Genomic DNA, 21,341 nt, shown 5'->3' on the forward strand with positions numbered 1-21,341 from the left:
CCGGGCTCCGGTCTCCTCGTCCGGTGCCACGCGCGGGTCGGCTACCCGCGGCGGTCGTCCTCGTGACGTTCCCGCATGCCGTCGGCGGTCCACCGGGCCCATCGTGGGTCCTGGCCCGCGCGCTGGAGGGTGTCCAGCCGTTCCCGGTCGGGCCATGATGTGGTGACCCGGTCGATGGTGTCCAGGTCTCGCCGGTGGTCCCGGCCGACGACAGGGAACGAACCGGGCGCGGTGACCAGCCGGGCCGCAGTGACCCAGCCAGGACGGGAATCCGCCAGCGTGACGATGCCACGCACCGATCCGGGGCGGTGGTGTCCGGATCGCAGAGGAGCCCGGGCGACGACCAGCATGGGCCGGGGCACGGTGTCGGGGATCCGCGTCGGACCGGTGGAGACCTTCATGCTTCAACGGTAGGTGGGGCCGGGAGCCCTCTCGCGAGTCACTGTGACTCGCCTCACGACTAGACTGACGCCATGAGTGAGACGGTGACACCGCGTCAGGTGACCGAGGCCGTTCCCGGCTGGCGGGTGATCTCGGGCGCGCTCCACGTGATGGTCGAGTGCGGCTCTTTCCCCGCTGCCCTCGACCTCGTCCATCGGGTCGGGGCCCTGGCCGAGCAGCACAACCACCACCCCGACATCGACATCCGCTACTCCCGGGTGCACCTGAGCGTCGTCAGCCACGACGTCGGGCAGCTGACCGACCGGGACGTACGCTTCGCCCGGGCGGTCAGCACCCTGGTCGACGACGCGGGATTTCGCACCGATCCGGCCGCGCTGACCGTGGCTGACGTCGCCATCGACGCCATGGATGTGGCGAGGATCCGCCCGTTCTGGCTGGCCGTGCTCGGCTACCGAGAGGCCGGTGACAACGAGATCGTCGACCCCGATCGGCTGGCGCCGCTGGTCTGGTTCCAGCAGATGGATCAGCCCCGCACCCAGCGCAACCGGATCCATCTCGACGTCGACGTCCCCCACGACGAGGCCGAGCGCCGCCTTCAGGCCGCCCTCGCCGCCGGCGGCCGGCTGGTCACCGCACAGTACGCCCCCGCCTGGTGGGTGCTGGCCGACGCCGAAGGCAACGAGGCCTGTATCTGCACCTGGCAGGAACGCGACTGACGGACTCGCAGATGGCACCGATGAGGTGACGAAGGATCCAGCGCCGCGGCGCCTGTGGGCATTTCAGCTGCAGCAACCGTTGTTGCCGACGAGGTTGTTCGACCAGATCGCCTTCCTCGTCGGCACGGTGGTTGCGGCGTGGATGGCGGTCGTCATCGCGATCCAAGGGTTCCGCACCCCGTGGGCGCCGGTCTGGGTCATTCCGGTCTGGGCGATCACGGCCTATGCTGTTCTGCCCCGGCTGCATCGGATGCTCTCGGACCTCTACGTTCCCGACTATTTCTTCGGCCGCACCCGCACCGCGGACGGTCTGCTCGGTGACCCGGTCAACCTGGGCGTGGACGGCTCCGCCGAGCAACTCGATCAGGTGATGACGTGGGCCGGCTGGCGCCGCGCGGATGAGATCACCGGCGCGTCCAGCTGGCGGATGATCCTGTCGACTCTCACCCGCCGCAGCTATCCGACGGCGCCGGTGTCGTCTCTCATGCTCTTTCGCCGCCGGCACGATATCGCCTATGAGCAGGAAGTCGCGGGCAACCCCACACAGCGCCACCACGTGCGCTTCTGGCATTGTCCGCCAGGATGGTTCCTGCCCGGCGGTGCCAGGGCCGACTGGCTCGGTGCGGGCACGTACGACATGAACGTCAGGCTGTCGTTCTTCACCCTGCAGGTCACCCATCGGATCAACGAGAACACCGATGTCGAGCGGGACTACGTGATCTCGTCGGTGTGCCGGACAAACCCCGCCGTGACGGTCCGCACGCTGCGCAACTTCACCACCGGATACCACGCGCGAAACGGCGGCGGCGACCACTTCATCACCGACGGCGACCTCCCCATCCTCGATGTTTCCGCTGTGGACGCGTCGGTGCCGCCGACCAGGCCGGACGCTGCAGGTCCGGCGTCGGCGGGCGCGACGATCGGGCGTGCGCCGCTGGCGGCCGTGGTGGCGTTCGCGCTGGTCGTGCTGGTCAGCGCCGTGAAGCTGGTCGGCTTCTTCGGTGCCGGTGAGGTGCAGGGGCTCATCGCCGCCGGGTCCGGGCAGGAGCAGGTCCCGACAGTGCTGGTGGGCGCGTTCGTGGCCTTCACGCTGAGTCAGCTCGGGACGTCATGGCTGGCGTTGCGTGGTGGACGCCGATCTCGCGCTGCGCTCATTGTGCTCCTCACCCTGGAGATCACGCTGGTGGCGATCGACTACCTCGACGGCAGCGCGGCCCTCGGGCTCGACTGGACACTGTTCACGGCGTCGGTGCAGTGCATCGCGCTGCTTGCGCTGTCCAGTGAGTCGGCCGGAGCCTGGGCGCGGCGGACTCCGGAGGTTGGTCCGGGTGCGGCGCAGGCGTGACGTGGCGATAGGTCCGCCTGTAGTTGGTCCTCGAGCCCGATGGTAAGCAATGGCGACCAGTCGGCCGACAATCCCACCTCCGATGATCGCCACCCCGAGCCATTCGGCGATTCCGCCGATGAGTACCTCACCGACAAAGACGCTGACCAGATTGTCGAGGTAGTACGGGTCTCGTCCGGCGCTGCTGATGTGCATCTCCGGCCGGGTCGGATGCCTGAGCAATACCAGTTGCAGGAGAAGGTAGAAGTAGTACGCGACCACGGCGGCGCTCCAGGTCAGGATGCCGGCGACCGAGGGCCGCCAGGGGCGCGGACGGTCGCTGGTTGCCGAACTGATGCCCGTACGTCCCAGGTGTCCGCCAGGGCCACCTGGATCCTGACGGCGTCGAGCCCCGGTACGGGGCGGCCGTCATCGTGAGAGTTGGCTTCTCATCTCGGCCGATCGCTACAGCGGCAAGTAGCTGACGCGTCCCTCCCAGTCGGCGTTGACACTGACCTGCGTGACGACCACGAGGTCAGCGATGACCATCCCGACGGGCATTGTGGCCGACGCGATGAATACTCCGGCCATCGGCAGCCCGGCGGCATGCGGTTGTGAGCGAAGTCCGGCATCGTAGCGGCGTCGTGGCTCAGCATCACGCGCCCTCCCGCGCCGCCCACGCCAGGATCGTGGGGTCGTCCAGGGTGCGCAGGCCGACGTCCTGTACGCGCACGATGTCAGTTTCCGGCGCGAGCCTGAGGAGGCCGTTGACGATGGCGCGGTTGAAGTCCTCGTCGGCCAGGAAGCGGACGCTCACGTGCCCAGACGGGCCAGAAGCTTCGCGCGCAACCCGGCGGTCGGATACTCGGCCTCGATCCGTGCTCGGGTCGTCGCGTCCTGCCGCTCCCGCTCGGAGAGGTAGGACTCGACCTCGGTCCGGTGGTGGAGGTAGTACGCAAGCACAGCATAGATGTCTGCCAGCGGCACCGTGTCGTACGACTCGTGGATCACCTCCTGTGACGAGGGTAGCGCGACAGCGGTGTGAGGCTCTCGTTCAGCGCCTGCTTGACGACGAGGCACAGGGTGCGAGGTAGTCGCACGGGCTGGGGGCTGCGCGTTCCCCACGACCTGCAGTCATCGCCCGCCAAGGGCACGGAGAGCGTCGCCGGTGAGCCGCTGACCGGTCCAGTCGTCCATGCCGACCGCGCCGATCGTGCGGTAGAACGCGATCGAGGGGGCGTTCCAGTCGAGCACGGACCACTCAACGCGGGCGTAGCCGCGCTCGACCGCGATCGCCGCGAGCTCCCTCATCAGCGCCAGACCGTAGCCGCGACCACGTTCCGACTCGGCGACGAACAGGTCCTCGAGGAAGATCCCGTTCGTGCCCGTCCAGGTCGAATAGTTGAGGAACCAGATCGCGATCCCGGCGATCACGCCGTCCCGATCGACAACATGGGCGAAGACGCTCGGCCGCTCGCCGAACAGCACGCCGTGCAGCCGCTCCTCGGTGTTCTCGACGGCGTCCGGCTTATGCTCGTAGACCGCGAGGTCGCGGATGCGGTCCAGGATGGCCGGTACGTCGGAGGGAGTCGCCGTGCGGACGATCGCCCCGTCGGGCAGCGTGCGGGCGGTGGGGCCATGCATGGCGGAGAGCTCCGTCCGTCGAGGAGGTCGTGGGTCAGGATGTGGATCCACGGGTGGGGCCAAGGCTAATCCATCGGACATCTGGCTTGAGGCACCCGACGACCGTCCTGGACCAGGCAGGGGACAGCTTCACGCTGACATAACACCCAGCTTCACCAGGGTTGAGAGATGTTGAGAGTTATGTGTGAAGCTCCGGTTCCGGGCGGCTGGAGTCCACCGGACCTTCAGCCGCCCGGAGGGGAAGCCTGGTACCACGGGGTGCGCGATGTGATGACGGCCGCAGTGGGCCAGCCGTGCGCGATCGAACCATTAACGTCTGTCCCACGGACGTCAGGGGAGGCGCTGTGGACGGCGGGTATGTGGTGGTCGATCTGGAGACGACCGGCTTCAACCCGACAGGTACGGACCGGATCGTCGAGATCGCGGCCGTGCACGTCGACGACGAGGGGCGACTGCTGGGGGAGTGGTCGACCCTGGTCAATCCGCTCCGGGACGTCGGGCCGGTCAGCATCCACGGCATCGCTGCGGGTGACGTCCTGGACGCGCCGACGTTCGCCGACCTCGCTCCTTTGGTGGTGGAGGACTTCGCGGGTCGTACGGTCGTCGCGCACAACGCGCGCTTCGACCTGAACTTCCTCACCATCGAACTGCGGCGGGCGGGCTACGACCTGCCCGAGCCCCTGTGCGGGCTCTGCACGATGGAGTGGGCGCGGACCGTTCTGCCGCAGGTGCCGCGTCGGCTCGAGTCGTGCTGCGCGGCGGCGGGGGTGACGCTCGCCAACGCGCACTCTGCACTCGGGGACGCGCACGCGACGGCCGAACTGCTGGGTGTCTACGTGCACCACGTTGCCGTGGAGCCGCGCTGGGACCGGACCGTACGGGAGACCCGCGCGTACGCATGGCCCCCGGCGCCGGTGCACGGGCCGGTCCCCCTGGTGCAGCGGGGCGCTTGCGGGCGACGCCGTGCCGGGGCATGGATCGACCGGCTGACCGCACGGCTGCCGCGGTCACAGAACCCGGACGTCGACCCGTACTTGGACGTGCTGGATCGGGCGCTGCTCGACGGGTCACTCAGCGTGCATGAGGAGTGCCTGCTGCTGCAGGTCGCCGAGGACCTCGGCCTGACTGCAGAGCAGGTGCGGGAGGCGAACAGTACGTACCTCGCGTCGGTCGCGGCAGCGGCCTGGGCCGACGGGGTCGTGACGCCGGCCGAGCACGAGAGCATCCGGGCGATCGCGCAGATGCTCGGACTGACCGCCGAGGACGCGGATGCGGCACTGGCCGAGATCCACGATCACGGCTGCGCCGAGACGGCGTCCCGACCCGAGTTCCGCCTGGAGCCGGGCGACCGGGTCGTCTTCACCGGGGACATGCAGCGGCCACGGGAGGAATGGATCGCCCTCGCCGAACAAGTGGGCCTCGAGGTCGGCGCGGTCACCAAGCGCACCAAACTGGTGGTCGCGGCCGACCCGGACTCCCTCAGCGGCAAGGCCCGGAAGGCCCGGGACTACGGGATCCCGATCGTCGGTGAGGCGACATTCGGGCGGATCCTGGGCGACGTGGCCAGGCGATGAATTGCGCGGGATCCGCAGGCTGCCGTGCAGGAGAACTGAACAACTTGTGTGGGTCGGCCTAGCTGGGGAGTCGCACCCTGCGTGCTGCGGTCACGACGTGTGGGCCGACCGTCTTCGTTGGTGACGGGTGTGGGCCTTCGTGTGGATGGGTGGCAGCTCGCTGAGTCGCAGCGCGGTTCGGTCGTCGGTGATGAGTGTCGTGACGAGCCCGGAGCTGGCGACGGCTCGGATCGCGGGGGCCTTGGCGGGGTCCCCGGCGGCGGCGATCACATACGGGATGGTCAGGAGATCATCCGGAGTGGCGGCGATGCGCCGCGCGTTCAGGTCGCCATCGATCACCCTGCCCTGCTCATCGAGGAACAACCCCAGCATCTCAGCTCGGGCCCCGGCGGCGTCGAGGATCGCAGTGTCCGCGGGGGATAGATACTCGCGCAGCTGTGTGATCGGGGGGCTCCACGACCCAATGGACATTACCGCGACGGAGAGGTCCCGGAACCGTGCGAGGTTCGCCGCGATAGCTGGGTCGGCGCGCAACACTGCGGCACTCTCAACCGTGCCAGCGAAGAGCGGCGCGAAGATCGGATGGGCGTTGACCGTCGACGTCCCGGCAACGCCGCGCAGGATCTCGAGGGGGGACTGGCTCAGGTCGTTTCCGACCGTGCCGGTCAGCTGGGCGATCGTGGAGGGCGGTAGATCGGTCAGGTGCTGACTGACAGCCAGCATCGTCCTGCCCCAGGAGAATCCGAAACTGTCGTTGGGTCTGAGGATCGACTGCACCAGGTTGGCCGTCATCTGCGCGATGCGGTCGCGCTCCAGGGCTTCACTGCCTCCCCCCGGGACAACTAGGCAAGCCGAGAGACCGAGATGTCTGGCCAGGTCGTGGGAGACCTGGCGCAGATAGGTGGTCCCCGGGCGGATCTCGATGGTGATGATGCCTTCGTCCCGACCCTGCTGTAGGAGCCTTGCCACCTTGAACCTTGAGATGCCGAGTTGTTGGGCAATCGCGGATTTCGGCACGTCGTCGTCGTAGTAGAGGTGTGCGATCCGTGTGATCAGCCCGGTGATCTCGTCATCCATCCCAGTCCCCTCGCTCAAATGAGCGACATTGTCGCCCTTTTCTTGACGGCTGTCTGAGGTAATCGTAGCGTTCATGGTGTGAGCAGAGGTGCTCATCTGAGCAGATGGATGTAGAGATGCGTAAGCACATCGTGGTGAATGGACTGGCGGTGGATGCCGTGCTGAGTCCCGTCGTTGTCGAGGACCGGCTCTTGCCGCTGCTGGGCTCAATGTCCCCGCACCCCGGTGCGGCGCGCTCTTTCGCCTTCCTGGCCGGACCGCCGGGGTGCGGCAAGTCGACCCTGGCTGAGCTGCTGCGCCACGCCGCCGCGTTCCGCGGCCTCGACTTGGCAGTCGTCGGGATAGACGGCTTCCACCACATGAATGACTACCTGGCTCGGCACACGGCACATGTGAATGGAAAAGACGTCCGGTTGGTCGACGTCAAGGGCGCTCCGGAGTCATTCGATCTGGACCGACTCCGGACTTGCATAACGCGATCGGCAACCGAGGACGTGGCGTGGCCGGGCTACGACCGACGGCTCCACGAACCTGTCGACGACCGTACGGCCGTCACCGCAGGGCGTGTGCTGGTCGAGGGCAACTGGCTCCTGCTGGAGGAGCCCGGCTGGCGCGACTTGAGAGCACTCGCCAGTCTCACGATTTTCATCGATGCGGGGCCCCCACTCCTGCGCGAACGATTGATCGCCCGCAAGCAAGCCGGCGGGATCTCTCTGCATGACGCCGAAACCTTCTATGAGGCCAGCGACCTCCCCAACATCATTCGGTACTTGGATCACAGCGCCCGCAACGTCGACGTGACGTTGACCTTGCGGCCTGACGGACACCTGGAAGAAGTCACTTCATGAGTTCCAACGCCCCCAACGCGCGAGCCCGTGTGCAAGCGTTCGGAGGATTCCTGACGGCGATGGTCATCCCCAACATGGGGGCCTTCATCGCCTGGGGCTTTCTCACCGCGCTGTTCATCCCCACAGGATGGCTGCCTAACGACTACCTCGCCCAGCTCAACACTCCGATCATCCACTACATCCTTCCATCGCTGCTTGCCTATACCGGCGGCACACTCATCCACGGCAAACGCGGCGGCGTGATCGGCGTCATCGGGACCGTCGGCCTGATCGTCGGCGCTGATATCCCAATGTTCCTCGGCGCGATGATCATGGGTCCGTTCAGCGCCTGGATTCTCAAGCAGTTCGACCGGTTCACCAAGGACCGCATTAGGCCCGGCTTCGAGATGATCGTCGACAACTTCTCGCTGGGCCTTATTGGGCTGGGATTGTGCCTCTTGTCGTACGTGGCCGTCGGACCCGCGGTCCTCGCACTCAACAAGGCACTGACCGTCGCGGTCGGAGCTCTCATTAGTACCGGCTTCCTGCCAGTCCTTGCCGTGCTCAACGAACCCGCGAAAGTGTTGTTCCTCAACAACGTCATCGATCAGGGCATCTACTATCCGTTGGGCATGCAGCAGGCGGCCGAGGCCGGCAAGTCGATTCTGTTCTGCGTGGCCTCCAACCCCGGCGCCGGCCTTGGGCTGCTGTGCGCCTTCTGGAAGTTTGGCGAGACCAAGGAACTGCGTGACTCCGCCCCCGGCGCGATCATCATCCACTTCCTCGGCGGCATCCACGAGATCTACTTCCCGTACGTGCTGATGAAGCCGCTCACCCTGATCGGCATGATCCTCGGCTCGGGCTTCGGTATCGCCACCCTCCAGCTCTTGGGGGGCGGGCTTGTGGCCGGCCCGAGCCCGGGCTCGATCATCTCCTACTTGCTGCTGACCCCTCGTGGCGACTACTCCGCGATCATCGCGGCAGTCCTCGTGGCCGGCACTGTCAGCTTCGTCGTCAACTCGCTGATTCTGCGTTTCGACCAGCGTCGCTCCTCCCACCGCAAGACCGGCAACGACCTCGCGGACTTCCAGGCCCGGTCGACGTCCATGAAGAACGCCGGCAAGGACGTTCTGTCGGGAGTCCTCAAGACCACCGAAACTGAGGCCACTGCCGCGAACTTTCTCACATCAGAGGAGCCGAACACGTCCGTTCCCGTCGCGGTGATTCGCAAGGTCGTGTTCGCCTGCGATGCCGGCATGGGCAGCAGCGCGATGGGAGCCAGCATTTTCAGCAAGAACCTCAAGAAGCAGGGGTCCGGCGACATCGAGGTCACCCACGTGGCCATCGAGGACATCCCCGGCGACGCCGACGTAGTCGTCGTCCACCAGGACCTCGCCGGGCGTGCTCGCAAGGCCAAGCCGGATGCCCGACTGGTCACCATCCAGAACTATCTCAACGACCCCCACCTGGAGGAGCTGCTCGCCAGCGTCACCCCGGTGGCTAAGGAGGTGTGACGTGCGCATCCACGCAGCACGTATCCATGGACGCGGCGAAGTGAGCGTCGATGAGCTCGATCTCCCACCCATCGGCCCCGAAGAGCTTCTGCTGCGAGTGGTCAGTAGCAGCATGTGCATGTCGACATACAAAGCTGTCGTCCTCGGCCCCGGCCATAAGCGGGTGCCCGATGACGTGGCGGAGCACCCCACCATGACCGGCCACGAGTTTGCCGGAGTCATCGTCGAGGTCGGCGCGGCCGTGGCCGACCAGTTCCAAGTCGGCGAGCATGTCGCCATCCAGCCGGCGCTCGGCCTGCCGACCGGAGAGTCGCCGGGCTATAGCTACCCCTATTACGGCGGCGACGCTACCTACACGATCATCCCGAAAGTGGCCATCGACCACGGTTGTGTGCTGCCGTACGACTCGAACTACTTCGCCAACGCATCGCTGGCCGAACCGATGATGTGTTTGATCGGTGCCTTCCACGCCAATTTCCACACCACGCAGTACGTGTACCGCCACGAGATGGGCATCCGGCCTGGAGGCTGGCTGGCCCTCCTGGGGGCGGCCGGTCCTATGGGGCTGGGCGCGATCCAGTACGCACTGGCTGGCCCTTACCGTCCCAGCCTCGTGGTCGTCGCCGACATCGATCAGGACCGGCTCGACCGTACCGCGCTGCTTCTCCCGCCCGAATCGGCGCCGAACGGCACCCGACTGGTCTACCTCAACACGGCGACCTCCGATGCGGTGGCCGACTTGCGAGGGATCAGCGGGGGAAACGGCTTCGACGACGTGTTTGTCTTTGCTCCGGTGCCCCAGCTGGTGGAGACCGCCGATCGGATCCTTGCCACGGACGGGTGCCTGAACTTCTTCTCCGGGCCGACCGATCCTGACTTCAGCGCCCGCCTCAACTTCTACAACGTCCACTACGAGTCCACCCACGTGGTGGGCACCTCGGGCGGGGCAACCTCGGACATGCAGGAGAGCCTCGACTTGTCAGCACGTGGCGCCATCAACCCCTCGATGATGGTTACCCACATCGGCGGGCTGAACGCCGTGCCGGAGGCGATACGTGGGCTGCACGACATGCCGGGCGGCAAGCGGATGATCTATCCCCATATCGATATGCCACTGACGGCGATCACAGACTTCGCCACGCTCGGAGCCACTGATCAGTTGTTCGCCGACCTCGCCATGGCCTGCGACGCCCACCGGGGGCTGTGGAACGCCGAGGCCGAGCACATCCTGAGGACTGCGCTCGAACCAACGCCAGAAGACCTGCTCGAATCGGCACAGGAAGCTGTCCGATGAGTATCACCTTTTCCGGCAGGCAGGTCCTCCAGGCGGGTTCCATCGTCCTGGACGGCCGGGCCCGCGACAAGGACTCCGCCATCGACGAAGCAGGGCGGCTGTTGGTCGCAGCCGGTGCTGTTGACGAAGGCTATGTGACAGCCATGCATGATCGGGAACGCACGATCTCCACGTACATGGGCAGCCTGCTGTCCATCCCGCACGGGACCAGCGCGGCCAAGAAGCTCATCCGCTCCACAGCGTTGTCATTCGTGCGCTACCCCCAGGGCATCGACTGGGGAGGCGGAAAGCGAGTCGAGTTCGTGCTGGGCATTGCGGGTGTCGACGATCAACACCTCGAGTTACTCGCTAATATCGCTGGAGTCTTCGTCGACGTGGAGGCCGTGGAGAGGCTCCGCGACGCCACAACTGCCGAGGATGTGCTGGAGGAGCTCACCGGCGCGGACTCCTGAAGCATCAATCCCTCGTAGCCTGTCGCAGCCCGTGCCGCGGCAGGTCACTGGAACTCGACCTCGTCGCCTTTGGGGTCATTGGGCTAACCTCACTCCTCTTGAGGGGTCCGCGTCGAAGGCCCAAATGGAGTGATCTTGGGACGGGATTGCGGTGTCATACCGTCAAGAACCTCAGCTCAAACGACCCGTGCGAACGGTAGAAACCGTCACGGTGGAGTTGATGGTTAGCTGGCTGCTACGCCTGCTATCCGGAACTCGTCCGCAGGCATGGGGTGCCGCAGGTGCCAGGTGATAGCAATTGGCTGCTCGCCACGATGGTCGACGTAGTCGACTTCGCCCAGCAGCATGTACGGGACGCCTCTGCCGTACTCCCAGGATTTGCTGGCGCGGGTGAAGAGCAGGATGTGGTTGCCGCCCGTTCGTTGGTTGATGTAGCGCTGCCCCGTCGGTGACGCGACCCGAGTCTGGGCTTGGCTCTCCCAGTGGAAGAGCTCTGGACTGATTGCATAGTCCCGGTACATCGTCGTCGGCGAGTATTCTCGGGCACTCTTCTGGAGCGTCACCAGCAGACCGTCCGTGGTGAAGTCAGGCGCGTAGAAGACGCCCTGGCGCAGGATGTTCGGCGTGCGCTGGAGCGTGGCGTAGCCCAGAGCTGCGGCGAGTTCCTCCCGCGTGTATCGGGCATGCGAGCGTAAGCCAGTGGCTGCCAGAACGCCATCAAGTGGGCGCGTCCGATGCTCGGCATGGGCGAGGCCGAGCTCAATGATCGTCGAGATGTCGGCTCGTACAGTGGTCTCTGCTGCCAGTGCCTGCAGGCCTGCGTCGTATGATGGCCAGGCGTTTTGGCCCGGCCAGAGGGTGAAGTAGAGCATGCGAGCCCACCGCTGGTCGGCTTCGGAGAGTTCCTCGTAGGGCGCGACGTCATCCGAGAGTAGTCGGCGGTAGGCGTCGGTCCGGTTCGGATCATCGACGTGCACGAAGGCACTGACGCGCTCGAGGAGCGACTTCTCCTGAGGCCCGGCCGGTGCCACGGGAAAGCCAGCCTCCCGGCGGGCGCGGGTCCAGCTTCGCCCCTGTTTCCCGATAATCTCGGCCAGGGGGATCTGCGATTGCTCAAGGAATGTTCCGAGCGACACGTCGCCAATGCGGCGCAGTTCGACGACGATCTCCGACCAGCGCCCGCCGATCTGGCGGCGCAGGCTCTCGAGGACGCTGTCCTGGGTGGTCCGGTCGAGGACGATCTGGCAGCCGGCCGGCAGGTAGGGGAACCCGTCCCTGATGTCGCGTTCCAGCTGGGCCTTGCCGGATCCCGTGATGGCTCGGAACCGCTGGTCGAAGCGAAATTCCTTGCGTTGGTGGCCGACGAAGTCGAGTGCCGTGAGTACGGCCTTGTCCTTTGTACGCCGCAGACCTCGGCCCAGCTGTTGGAGGAAGATGGTCGCCGACTCAGTCGGGCGGAGGAAGAGTATGGTGTCGATATCGGGTAGGTCGACGCCCTCGTTGAACATGTCTACGGCGAAAAGGACGTTGATCCGGCGCTCCCGCAGGTCCAGGAGGGCTTGATCGCGGTCTGTCGAGGTGATGTTTCCCGCGACGGCTTTCGCCGGGATTCCGGCATGGTTGAATACTTGGGCCATCCACGCGGCGTGACCGATACCGACGCAGAAGCCGATTGCTCGCATGCCGAGGGGGTCGTCGATGAGGTCGCGAATCTGTTCCAGGATGAGCCGAGCCCTGGCCTCATTGCCGGTGTAGAGGCGGTCGAGCTCACCCACGTCGTACGCCCCGCGCCGCCAGGACAAGGCGGTGAGGTCAGTGTTGTCGGCGATTGCGAAGTAGTGAAACGGGCTCAGCAGCTCGGCGTCGAGTGCTTCCCAGAGTCGCATCTCCACTGAGGTGTGGCCGTCGAAGTAGTCCCGGACGTCGCGTCCATCAGCCCGTTCTGGAGTCGCGGTGAGGCCAATCAGCTCGCGTGGCGCCAACCGCTGGAGCAGCTTGTCGTAGCTGGCAGCTTTCGCGTGGTGGAACTCGTCAACGATGACCACGTCGAAGGCGGTGGACTCGATCTGATCGATGTCGGTGGCTGTGAGCGACTGGATCGAGGCGAAGACGTACCGCCATTCGCGGGGCTTCTGCCCATCGACCCACAGCTCGCCGAAGCTCCCGTCAGCGAGCACCTCGCGGAACGTCCGCAGCGACTGAGTCAGGATCTCCTTGCGGTGTGCCACGAAGAGCAGGGATGGGCGATACGTGCCCTGGCTCAAGGTCTCACAGAGGTTGCGGTAGTCCAGCGCGGCCACGACGGTCTTGCCGGTGCCGGTGGCCGCGACGACGAGATTGCGATGCCGGTCATGCACCTCCCGCTCGGTTTCCAGGGCCTCGAGCATTTCCTCCTGATAGGGGAAGGGCCGCACCTGGAGTCCGGAGACGCTGACGACCTGGCCGCTGGCGGGACGCTTCCCGCCCGCAACGGCGAGAGCCTCGTCAAGCTGCTCAGCGTCGCGATCGGGGTCGTACGACTCGAAGGATGTGTCATTCCAGTAATGCGCGAAGGTAGCGTCGAACTTCCGTAGTAACTGAGGGGTGGCGTGCGATGAGAGTCGGACATTCCACTCCAGCCCGTCCAGGAGTGCTGGAGCCGACAGGTTCGACGAGCCGACGTACGCGGTGTCGAATTCGGTCCCCCGCCGGAAGAGCCAGGCCTTCGCGTGAAGGCGAGTCCGTCGCGTCTCGTACGAGACCTTCACCTGGGCGCCGTAATCGTGGATGAGTCGGTCGATAGCGCCGCGCTCTGTTGCGCCCATGTAGGTTGTGGTGATCACGCGGAAGGGGATGCCCCGCCCCGCGGCGTCCGCGAGCGCTTTCCTCATCGTCCGAAGCCCGGACCACTTGATGAAGGCTGAGAGCAGGAGGACTTCGTCGGCGCTGGCCAATTCCGAGGTCAGCTCGGCGCCGAGCGACGGTTCGCCAGTGCCATTGGTCATCAAGGCGGCTTCCGACAGCGGCGTCCGGGGCTGCCCGGTGTAGCGCGGTGGCGTTCCCGGGCCGGGAGTGTGGAGCAGTGCGGTGAGCAGCCGAGGTTCGGTAGCGACCGCGTCCTCCTTCGAGCCCAGGTGGTCGAGCAGATCGTTGACGAGGGAGACCTGGTCGTCCGAGCGCCTGTCGGCGAGCTGGCGGATGAGTGCCCGCTCGACGTGATCTGCCAGGCGAGCCGGCAGATCTGCGTCGGAGAGCTTGATGAGTTCGGCTTCGAGCTGGCTGACGTTGAGTCGACGTTGGAGGGCGGTCGTCAGAAGCGCGTCATACATGCCCTCGTGAAGGGGCTCATCCCCTGCCATGGCTCGTTACCTCCCTGACCGGAACGCGTTGCCCTGCGTCGCACCGAAGTCGGCCCTCTCAACGATCCGGTCCACGAACCGATGGTGGTCATGGCACCCCATCGCGGCCACCACGGCGCACGGGCCGGGTGGAGCCGGACAACGGCGGCGGCTGATAGGCCATGGTAACGAGATCCGTGCTGATCTCGTGTGAAGCCGTCACCGTCGGTCGGAGCGCGACACGTACTCACGTGGCCTTAGGTGGAAGCTCGACTTCCGGACAAGGACAACCGAGAACACACATGACAGAGCTTGAAGCGGCCCACCCGCGCACCACCGGGGCCATCAGCGGCGTGTTCACCGAGCCCGCCGTGGCAGCCGCCCTCGGCCACCGTCCCCGCGGGCGTCCCGCCGCAGCGGAATCAGCAGGAACAGGGACACCAGCAGGTAGCCCACCACCGCGGCCAGCGGCGCCAACAGTCCCACCAGGATCATCACCACGTAGCCGGCCACCCCGGGCGTCAGCCGGCGGGTCAGAGTCGCGATCTCGAGGCTCCTGGCACTGGTGCTGAGGAGGTCCGCTCGGCGGGCGTGCAGCCACAGCGCGGACAGCAGCAGCACGCAGGCCAGCAGGGTCACCCCGTAGAGGGTGGCCGCGACGCGTTCGGCGGAGGTCACGGCCATCGACTCGGCCATCAGCCGGGTCGGGAACGGCAGAAAGGCCACGGCGAACAGCAGCAGCAGGTTGAGCCGCAGCAGCCACACGTCGGTGTGGTCGAGGTAGTGGGTGATCGCGTTGTGTCCCAGCCAGATCGCCCCGATGGTGGCGAAGGAGACGAGGTAGCCCAGGTAGGAGGGCCACTGGTCGAGGACCGCCTGCAGCAGGTGGTCCTCCGAGCCCGCCGGGACGGAGATCTCCAGCACCAGCAGGGTGATGGCGATGGCGAACACACCGTCGCTGAAGGCCTCCAGCCGGGTGGTGCCGTACTGCTGCGCATCCGCCGTCGGGGGCGTCTCGTCGTCGGGGGAGGTCCCCGCGGCGGTCTGATCGGGCATATTCGCTCCTGCCTCGATGGCCCGGGCGGCGGGAACGGATCGTGGTGAGCGCCCGGCGTACCGTCAGGATCCCGCGGGATCGCTGCTCCGGGCAAGGGCTCAGTGGGCCCGGATCAGCGCGGTCCGCTGCGGAGTCTGTCAGGGGGACGTCCGCCCGGACCGGAAGGCGCTGCCCTGCGCCGCCCCGAAGTCGGTCTTCTCGACGATCCGCTCCACGAACCGGTGGTGATCCTTCCAGGTCATCGCCCGCCCGTCGTAGTTCATGCCGTATTCGGCGACGACGTCCTTGAGCTGCTCGATGTCGAGTCGCTGCAGTCGGTCACGGAGCCCGTCCACCCCGTCGGAGGCCGCGACGGCGTAGGGGTCGAGAGGGCTGGGCTGCCGGCGGCGCTTCGGCGGGTTGGCCGGTGGCAGCGGCGGCGTTGTGGGCACCGCCTCGCTTGAGGCGGTGTCGTCGGCGACGATCTCCGCCGGTGCCGGCTCGGCCTGGGCCTGCGCGGCCTGGAAGGCCAGAACGAGGTCGACCATCTCAGCCTTGGTGGAGCGGGACTTGATCCTCCGATCCGGATCCATCCCGTCGCGGTCGATCAGCTTCTTGAGCTCGGCCTTGGTCAGCCGTTCCAGCCGGCGGGGTGTCAGCGGGCCCGTGGGCCCGGCCTCGGCTTCCGGTTCCACGGCCAGCGCGGCCAGCAGATCGCCGCGGAACCGCTTGGTCCGGGCGGCCTCATCGGCGATCACCACGATCAGCCGGGACAGTTGCCGGGCCAGCACCTCGCCGCCCGCGGTGTTCCGCAACGCCTGCAGCGCAGCGGCCGCCGCGCTGACATCGTCCGTTGCGGGGATCACTGTCGTGCTCATTCGTCCTCCTCGACACGCTGGCGGAAGTCTTCGGTCAGCTCCCACAGCCCCCGGTAATGGTCCGTCCCGTACTTCGTCTTCAGCGTCGGGTACTCGTGGTACTCCGCCGCGGCGGCGATCTGGCCTGCCTCCGGAACAGGGGGATCGAACAGCCGAGGAGCACTCGGCCGATTCTTCAGCATCGCCATCGTGTTGTGATGCACGGCGATCTTCCGGTATTTGGTGACAACCACCCCGAGCTCCCGCGGTGGCGCGATCCCCTCCTCCTGGGCGAAGTCGCGCACCTGTTGCTGGACCAGCGGGATGCCATAGGTGGACATGGTGTCCGGAATGGTGGGGATGACGTACGCCTCGGACATCCGCAGCGCATTCTTCGACATGATCTCGAGACTCGGCGGGCAGTCGATCAGCACATAGTCGTAGCGGTGGAGAACCGGCGCCAGACCGGCCTCCAGGATGCTCCACACGTCCACCGAACGGTGGGTGGCCATACTCAGTGCCATCAGCTCCGCCTGCAGCGCGATGACCTCGTGCGAGCCGGGGAGCAGGTCGAGGTCAGTGACCGTCGCGACATTCGAGGCGTTGGTGTGGATCGCGGTGTCGACGTTGAAGCATGGCGGCCGGTGGCCGGTGTTGAGCGCGTCGTCGAACAGGGTAGCCACCGTACGGCCGGCATCCTTGACCAGGCTCCACTGCTGCTCGCCCAGTACGGCGATCGAGAGGCTGACCTGCGGGTCCATGTCGACCAGCAACACCTTCCGATTGCCGGGCCCGGCGAGGAACTCGCCCAGCATCACCGTGGTGGTGGTCTTGCCCACCCCACCCTTCATGTTGAGGATCGAGATGACGTGCGTCATGCCGCGACGGCGCTCCTTCGGCAACGAGTCGGGACGGCGGTGTAGGACCGTACGTGGCGGATGGTGGTCATCGGGCGGCGGGGTGCCGGCCCAGGTACCAGACCATGGCCGGGGGCAGCACCCGCTGATGGACGACGACCAGCTCCAGGTTCGCCCGGGTCAGCGCGGTGTAGAGCGGGCCGTTGTCGCCGGGCAGCGCCTTGAAGGCCGACGGTTCGGCCACGACTACCGCGTCGAACTCCAGGCCCCGGGCCTCCTCCGAGGTCAGCAGGGTGAAACGTCGGCCGTTCCGGTCGGTCCAGTAGTGGTCCTCGCCCTCGGTCCAGCCGTGCGTTGCGGCGTACGCCCCGATCACGTCGACCAGCGGGGTGATCACCGCGACCTTGCCCTTCGGGTGGTCGGCGGACAGCCGGTCGGCCTGCTGCAGAGCCAGTTCCGCCAGTCCGTCGGGGCCCTCGGCTGCGTCGGCTCGCAGCACGGTGGGGGCATCGCCCTCGCCCAGCACGTCGTACGCCCGGTGCCCGGCCGAGCCCTCCAGCAGGCAGGCGGCGAAGTCGATGATCGCCCGGGTGGTGCGGTAGCCGCCGAGCAGCACCTCCTCGTCCCAGGTATCCAGGCCGAGCAGCTTACGGATGGCCTTCCAGCCGCTCGGGGTGTGGCTGGTGCGCCGCTGGTGGGTGTCGCCGACCAGCGTCCAGGCACCGCTGTTGAGCTGGGCGAGGATCAGCCACTCCAGCGGCCGCAGGTCCTGTGCCTCGTCGATGATGATGTGGTCGTACGTCCTTTGCGGCGTCAACAGGACGGCGAGGTAGGCCAGCAGCGGCCACAGCTGCCGCTCGCCGAGAGCATCGGCGTACGTCGTGGGCAGCCCGTTGCGCCACTCGCGGAAGTCTGCCCGGCGGGCGGCCGGGATCGACAGGTCGTTGGTGCGCAGGAACACCTCGTACGCCCGCTCGGGGGTGAGCCCCGGACCGGTCTTGCGGTGCTTGGCGACCAGTCTGCGCAGCGTGGTGCCGAGCGGGGCCGAGTAGGCGTCGATGAAATCGTCGCTGGACGCGTGGCGTTCCGGGGCGCCGATGATCGCCCGCATCACCTCCGGCAGCGAGGTGATGGTCACCGTGCCGGGGGCGGCGAGTTCGTCGACCACCGGGTGGATGTGCCGGCCCCAGGTCTCGGTCGGCCCGATCAGCGCGACCTGTCCCAGCGGCTCGGGGCGGTCGGTGTGGGTGAGCCAGGCGGCCCGGTGGGTCGCGACGACCGTCTTGCCGGTGCCGGCGTAGCCCTGGATCGTCAGCGAGGCGGTGGGGGAGGCGGCGACCAGGTCGTACTGCTCCGGCTGCAGCGTACGCAGCAGCGCCTTGAGCGACGTCCGGGGCTTGCGGAGCTCCTGCTCGGTGCCGGGGACGACAGCAGGTTCGGAGGCCGGCACCGGCGCTGCCTCGGGCTCCGCCGCGGGCACGGGCACTGCCTCCGGGACCGCGACGGCTAGGCGGGCCGGAGTGCTGAACTCGGGGCCGTCCGGGGCGATGATCCACTCGTCCTCGTACGCCGCCAGGGTGTCCCGGCCGCCCTTGGTGAAGCGGCGGCGGACCTTCGGGCCGGACCCGTCGGCGAATCGATGACCGTAGAACGCTGCGGCCGCGGGCGCCGCCCAGCTGATCACCTCGATGCCGTCGACATCGGCCCCGGTCTCGGCGACGTAGAACTCGTCGTCGGCCTCCTCGCCGTCGTAGCGCATCCGGACCCGTCCGATCAGCGGACCGACGGTGATCCGGGGAATCCAGCGGACATCATCGTCGATCTGGTAACCGCCACTGCGTCGCTTCAGATTCTCCAGATAGGTGTCGTTGACACCCTGCTCGTACTCCAGGACGGTCGGATCCTGCTCGGCCACGCTTCCCCCTGTGCTCGCCGGCCTGACGCTGTCGACGTCAGTCTAAGGAGTGGCTGTGACAGTCCCCGACGCTGGGACTCGCCGGGTGCCTCGGAGCCTGACGGGACGTCCGATCGTGACAAGGCTTAGGCTGAGCCCGCGGTCATCTGATGAGCGCCGCCATCGGCGCCTGACCGCCCAGACAGCGAGGGATGCCCATGCAGACCAACGGCCGGCTGACCGAGGCCTACCACAACGCGCGGGTCGAGGAGTTCGACGACGAGTCCCGCTTTGTCTTCCTCAGCGACGTCCACCGCGGTGACGGCAGCATGGCCGACGAGTTCCTCAAGAACAAGAACATCTATGTCGGCGCCCTGGAGTGGTATCACGCCGAGGGCTACACGTACGTCGAAGTCGGTGACGGCGACGAGCTGTGGGAGAACCGGGAGTTCCGGCACGTGCTGTGGGCCAACGGATCGCCCTATCACCGGCTGCGCCGGTTCTACAACGACGGCCGACTGATCTACCTCTACGGCAACCACAACCTGCAGCTCAGCGATCCGGCGTACGCCCGGGCCTGTTTCGACACGATCCCGGACGACCTCGGCCGGCCCACCCCGTTCATGCCCGGGCTGCGCCCGATCGAGTCGCTGCTGCTGCGGCACCGCGACACCGGCCAGGAGATCCTCGTCGTGCACGGGCACCAGGGTGACTTCGCCAACGACCAGATCTGGCGCCTCACGATGTGGACCTTCCGGGTGTTCTGGAAGTACATGCACGCGTTCGGCGTCCGCAGCCCGTCCAGCCCGGTGCGCAACATGTTCAAGCGGCACAAGGTGGAGCGGAACTACCGCAAGTGGATCCTGGAACACCAGACCGCGCTGATCTGCGGTCACACCCACCGGCAGAAGTTCCCCCGCGACGGGGTGCCCTACTTCAACACCGGCTGCTGCACCTTCCCGGCCTACATCACCGGCATCGAGATCGTCGGCGGGCAGATCCAGCTGGTCGGCTGGCGGGTCGAGCCGGACGAGAACCGCCACCTGATCGTGAAGCGCCGGGTGCTCGCCGGCCCGGAGCCGCTCACCAGCTACGCCGCGCCGAACGAGCCGGGCACGCCGTACCGGCCCGGCCCGCGGTGGTGACCCGGGCTGTGTCTGGCACTGAGCTAGCGCGGGTTCTCCAGCGGATTGCCCAGCGCCCGGGCGAACCGCCGCAGCTCGGCGATCATCTGCTCCCGCCGTGGCGCGGTGGCGTCGGCGTCTCGCCGCTCATCCGCACCGGGGTGAGGTCGCGGAGCAGCCGGTTGACCGTACGCCGACCGTGCCGGGTGAGCCGCAACGCCGGGCGCCCCTCGTAGCGGGCCAGGCAGATCGCCCCGATGCTCGGCGCGAGCTTCCTCGCGATGACCCACAACGCCTGGTGGACGATCGCCCTCTACTCTGGAGGCAGCCCCTCCGGAGAGGACCACCATGGACCCCCGCTCCCTGGCACAGCGTGAACGTCACGCCCTGTGCGACCTGTTCCTCGAGGTCGACCCGCACACCCCGGTGCTCTGCGAGGGCTGGGTGGCGTACGACCTCGCTGCGCACCTGTGGGTCCGCGACACCGACCCGCTGGCCGGTGCCGGTATCGCGGTGCCGGCGCTGCTCGGGTGGCTCACCGACGCCCGGATCGCCCGGGCCCGGCGGCTGCACACCTATCCGGACCTGGTCGCCCGGGTCCGCAAGGGGCCCCCGGCGGTGTTGCGGCCGGCGGACGAGCTGATCAACACGCTGGAATACCTCATCCACCACGAGGACCTGCGCCGCGGCGAGAGTTTCGACGTCCCGGGGCGGGAACAGACCGAGGCCGACGACGCCGAGATCATGTCCCGGCTGGTCGGCCTGGCCCGGCTCCAACTGCGGTCGCGGCAGGTCCGCACCGTCTTGTTGGACGAGCGCAGCGGTCGGCAGATCGTGGTGGGCAAGGGCCCCGAGCTGGTGACGGTCACCGGCCGCCCCACCGAGCTGGCGCTGTACGCCTTCGGCCGGGCCCGCGCCGCCCACCTCCGCGTCGAGCGGACCGCCGATTGACTCTGGCGGCGGTGGCCCCCACGGCCCTAGGGTGGCCGCATGGACGCCCGCAACGTTCTCGGCGAACCTCTCCATCCCTGCGGCACTGATCCGGTCACCGGCTTCTTCCGCGACGGCTACTGCGCCACCTCTCCGGAGGATCTCGGCAGCCACACCGTCTGCGCGCTGATGACCCGGGAGTTCCTGGAGTTCCAGCGGACCATCGGCAACAACCTGATCGACCCGGCCCCCGCCCACGGGTTCCCCGGCCTGCGTCCCGGTGACGCCTGGTGCGTCGTCGCCACCCGGTGGGTCCAGGCCTTCCGGGCCGGGATCGTGGCACCCGTGGTGCTGGCCGCCACCCACGAGGCGGTGCTGGAGTACATCTCGCTGGAGGAACTGGTGGGCTGCTCGGCCGACGTACCCGACGACATCAGCTCGATCGCGCCGGACGCCGGCTGAGCCGACGTCGTCTGAGCGACGCCGGCCGAGCCGGTGAACC

General features: G+C 67.3%; 21 protein-coding genes. 10 read left to right on the forward strand and 11 right to left on the reverse strand.

Annotated features, from left to right (window positions below; translation table 11 throughout):
• Positions 1 to 41 precede the first annotated feature (41 nt).
• A complete protein-coding gene (locus R0145_RS01160; RefSeq protein WP_317838605.1) occupies positions 42 to 401 on the reverse strand; it encodes a hypothetical protein in 360 nt (119 codons plus the stop codon).
• Positions 402 to 473: 72 nt separating this feature from the next.
• Between R0145_RS01160 and R0145_RS01165 the strand changes: the two genes are divergently transcribed.
• Positions 474 to 1,118: a VOC family protein gene (locus R0145_RS01165; protein WP_317838606.1), complete on the forward strand. Its 645-nt coding sequence runs from the start codon at positions 474 to 476 to the stop codon at positions 1,116 to 1,118.
• Between the two features lie 25 nt (positions 1,119 to 1,143).
• On the forward strand, positions 1,144 to 2,463 hold the full coding sequence (locus R0145_RS01170; RefSeq protein ID WP_317838607.1) for an LssY C-terminal domain-containing protein: 1,320 nt from the start codon (positions 1,144 to 1,146) through the stop codon (positions 2,461 to 2,463).
• A 634-nt stretch (positions 2,464 to 3,097) separates the two neighbouring features.
• Here R0145_RS01170 and R0145_RS01175 read toward each other — a convergent pair.
• From R0145_RS01175 to R0145_RS01185, 3 genes are all read right to left on the reverse strand, one after another.
• Positions 3,098 to 3,259, reverse strand: coding sequence for a DUF5615 family PIN-like protein (locus R0145_RS01175; protein ID WP_317838608.1), 162 nt, complete (start codon positions 3,257 to 3,259; stop codon positions 3,098 to 3,100).
• Positions 3,256 to 3,453 carry a hypothetical protein gene (locus R0145_RS01180; RefSeq protein WP_317838609.1) on the reverse strand — a complete coding sequence of 66 codons (198 nt, stop codon included), beginning with the start codon at positions 3,451 to 3,453 and terminating at the stop codon, positions 3,256 to 3,258. The genes R0145_RS01175 and R0145_RS01180 overlap by 4 nt, the downstream gene beginning before the upstream one ends.
• Positions 3,454 to 3,576: 123 nt before the next feature.
• Entirely contained in the window at positions 3,577 to 4,086 is a 510-nt protein-coding gene (locus R0145_RS01185; protein WP_317838610.1) for a GNAT family N-acetyltransferase, read from the reverse strand.
• 344 nt (positions 4,087 to 4,430) lie between these two features.
• On the opposite strand from R0145_RS01185, the gene R0145_RS01190 reads away from it, so the two are divergent.
• Positions 4,431 to 5,660: an exonuclease domain-containing protein gene (locus tag R0145_RS01190; RefSeq protein WP_317838611.1), complete on the forward strand. Its 1,230-nt coding sequence runs from the start codon at positions 4,431 to 4,433 to the stop codon at positions 5,658 to 5,660.
• 90 nt (positions 5,661 to 5,750) lie between these two features.
• Here R0145_RS01190 and R0145_RS01195 read toward each other — a convergent pair whose 3' ends face one another.
• Complete coding sequence (locus R0145_RS01195) at positions 5,751 to 6,737, reverse strand: sugar-binding transcriptional regulator (protein WP_317838612.1); 987 nt, start codon at positions 6,735 to 6,737, stop codon at positions 5,751 to 5,753.
• A gap of 116 nt (positions 6,738 to 6,853) precedes the next feature.
• On the opposite strand from R0145_RS01195, the gene R0145_RS01200 reads away from it, so the two are divergent.
• From R0145_RS01200 to R0145_RS01215, 4 genes are read left to right on the forward strand one after another with little or no spacing between them, the layout of a single operon-like run.
• The gene (locus tag R0145_RS01200; protein ID WP_317838613.1) at positions 6,854 to 7,585 is read left to right on the forward strand and encodes an AAA family ATPase; all 732 of its coding nucleotides are present in this window, start codon (positions 6,854 to 6,856) and stop codon (positions 7,583 to 7,585) included.
• Positions 7,582 to 9,078 carry a PTS mannitol transporter subunit IICB gene (locus R0145_RS01205; protein WP_317838614.1) on the forward strand — a complete coding sequence of 499 codons (1,497 nt, stop codon included), beginning with the start codon at positions 7,582 to 7,584 and terminating at the stop codon, positions 9,076 to 9,078. The genes R0145_RS01200 and R0145_RS01205 overlap by 4 nt, the downstream gene beginning before the upstream one ends.
• Position 9,079: 1 nt before the next feature.
• The gene (locus R0145_RS01210) at positions 9,080 to 10,372 is read left to right on the forward strand and encodes a zinc-binding dehydrogenase (protein ID WP_317838615.1); all 1,293 of its coding nucleotides are present in this window, start codon (positions 9,080 to 9,082) and stop codon (positions 10,370 to 10,372) included.
• Complete coding sequence (locus R0145_RS01215; protein WP_317838616.1) at positions 10,369 to 10,824, forward strand: PTS sugar transporter subunit IIA; 456 nt, start codon at positions 10,369 to 10,371, stop codon at positions 10,822 to 10,824. The genes R0145_RS01210 and R0145_RS01215 overlap by 4 nt, the downstream gene beginning before the upstream one ends.
• A gap of 224 nt (positions 10,825 to 11,048) precedes the next feature.
• Here R0145_RS01215 and R0145_RS01220 read toward each other — a convergent pair whose 3' ends face one another.
• From R0145_RS01220 to R0145_RS01240, 5 genes are all read right to left on the reverse strand, one after another.
• Complete coding sequence (locus R0145_RS01220; RefSeq protein WP_317838617.1) at positions 11,049 to 14,162, reverse strand: DUF3427 domain-containing protein; 3,114 nt, start codon at positions 14,160 to 14,162, stop codon at positions 11,049 to 11,051.
• 336 nt (positions 14,163 to 14,498) lie between these two features.
• Entirely contained in the window at positions 14,499 to 15,197 is a 699-nt protein-coding gene (locus R0145_RS01225; protein ID WP_317838618.1) for a TMEM175 family protein, read from the reverse strand.
• Between the two features lie 138 nt (positions 15,198 to 15,335).
• On the reverse strand, positions 15,336 to 16,055 hold the full coding sequence (locus R0145_RS01230) for a hypothetical protein (protein ID WP_317838619.1): 720 nt from the start codon (positions 16,053 to 16,055) through the stop codon (positions 15,336 to 15,338).
• Positions 16,052 to 16,912: a ParA family protein gene (locus tag R0145_RS01235; RefSeq protein WP_317838620.1), complete on the reverse strand. Its 861-nt coding sequence runs from the start codon at positions 16,910 to 16,912 to the stop codon at positions 16,052 to 16,054. Before R0145_RS01235 ends, R0145_RS01230 begins: the two co-directional genes overlap by 4 nt.
• Positions 16,913 to 16,979: 67 nt before the next feature.
• Positions 16,980 to 18,806 carry an AAA family ATPase gene (locus tag R0145_RS01240; RefSeq protein ID WP_317838621.1) on the reverse strand — a complete coding sequence of 609 codons (1,827 nt, stop codon included), beginning with the start codon at positions 18,804 to 18,806 and terminating at the stop codon, positions 16,980 to 16,982.
• A gap of 191 nt (positions 18,807 to 18,997) precedes the next feature.
• Between R0145_RS01240 and R0145_RS01245 the strand changes: the two genes are divergently transcribed.
• Positions 18,998 to 19,930 (forward strand): hypothetical protein, encoded by a 933-nt coding sequence (locus R0145_RS01245; RefSeq protein ID WP_317838622.1) that lies wholly within the window; start codon positions 18,998 to 19,000, stop codon positions 19,928 to 19,930.
• Between the two features lie 82 nt (positions 19,931 to 20,012).
• Here the strand turns inward: R0145_RS01245 and R0145_RS01250 are convergent, their stop codons facing one another.
• The gene (locus tag R0145_RS01250; RefSeq protein WP_317838623.1) at positions 20,013 to 20,201 is read right to left on the reverse strand and encodes a hypothetical protein; all 189 of its coding nucleotides are present in this window, start codon (positions 20,199 to 20,201) and stop codon (positions 20,013 to 20,015) included.
• A gap of 56 nt (positions 20,202 to 20,257) precedes the next feature.
• On the opposite strand from R0145_RS01250, the gene R0145_RS01255 reads away from it, so the two are divergent.
• Positions 20,258 to 20,860: a TIGR03085 family metal-binding protein gene (locus tag R0145_RS01255; protein WP_317838624.1), complete on the forward strand. Its 603-nt coding sequence runs from the start codon at positions 20,258 to 20,260 to the stop codon at positions 20,858 to 20,860.
• Between the two features lie 39 nt (positions 20,861 to 20,899).
• Positions 20,900 to 21,301, forward strand: a complete 402-nt coding sequence (locus R0145_RS01260) for a DUF2237 domain-containing protein (RefSeq protein WP_317838625.1) — start codon at positions 20,900 to 20,902, stop codon at positions 21,299 to 21,301.
• Positions 21,302 to 21,341: the final 40 nt, after the last annotated feature.

The sequence above is a fragment of the Raineyella sp. W15-4 genome (genome assembly GCF_033170155.1).
Classification (GTDB): Bacteria; Actinomycetota; Actinomycetes; order Propionibacteriales; family Propionibacteriaceae; genus Raineyella.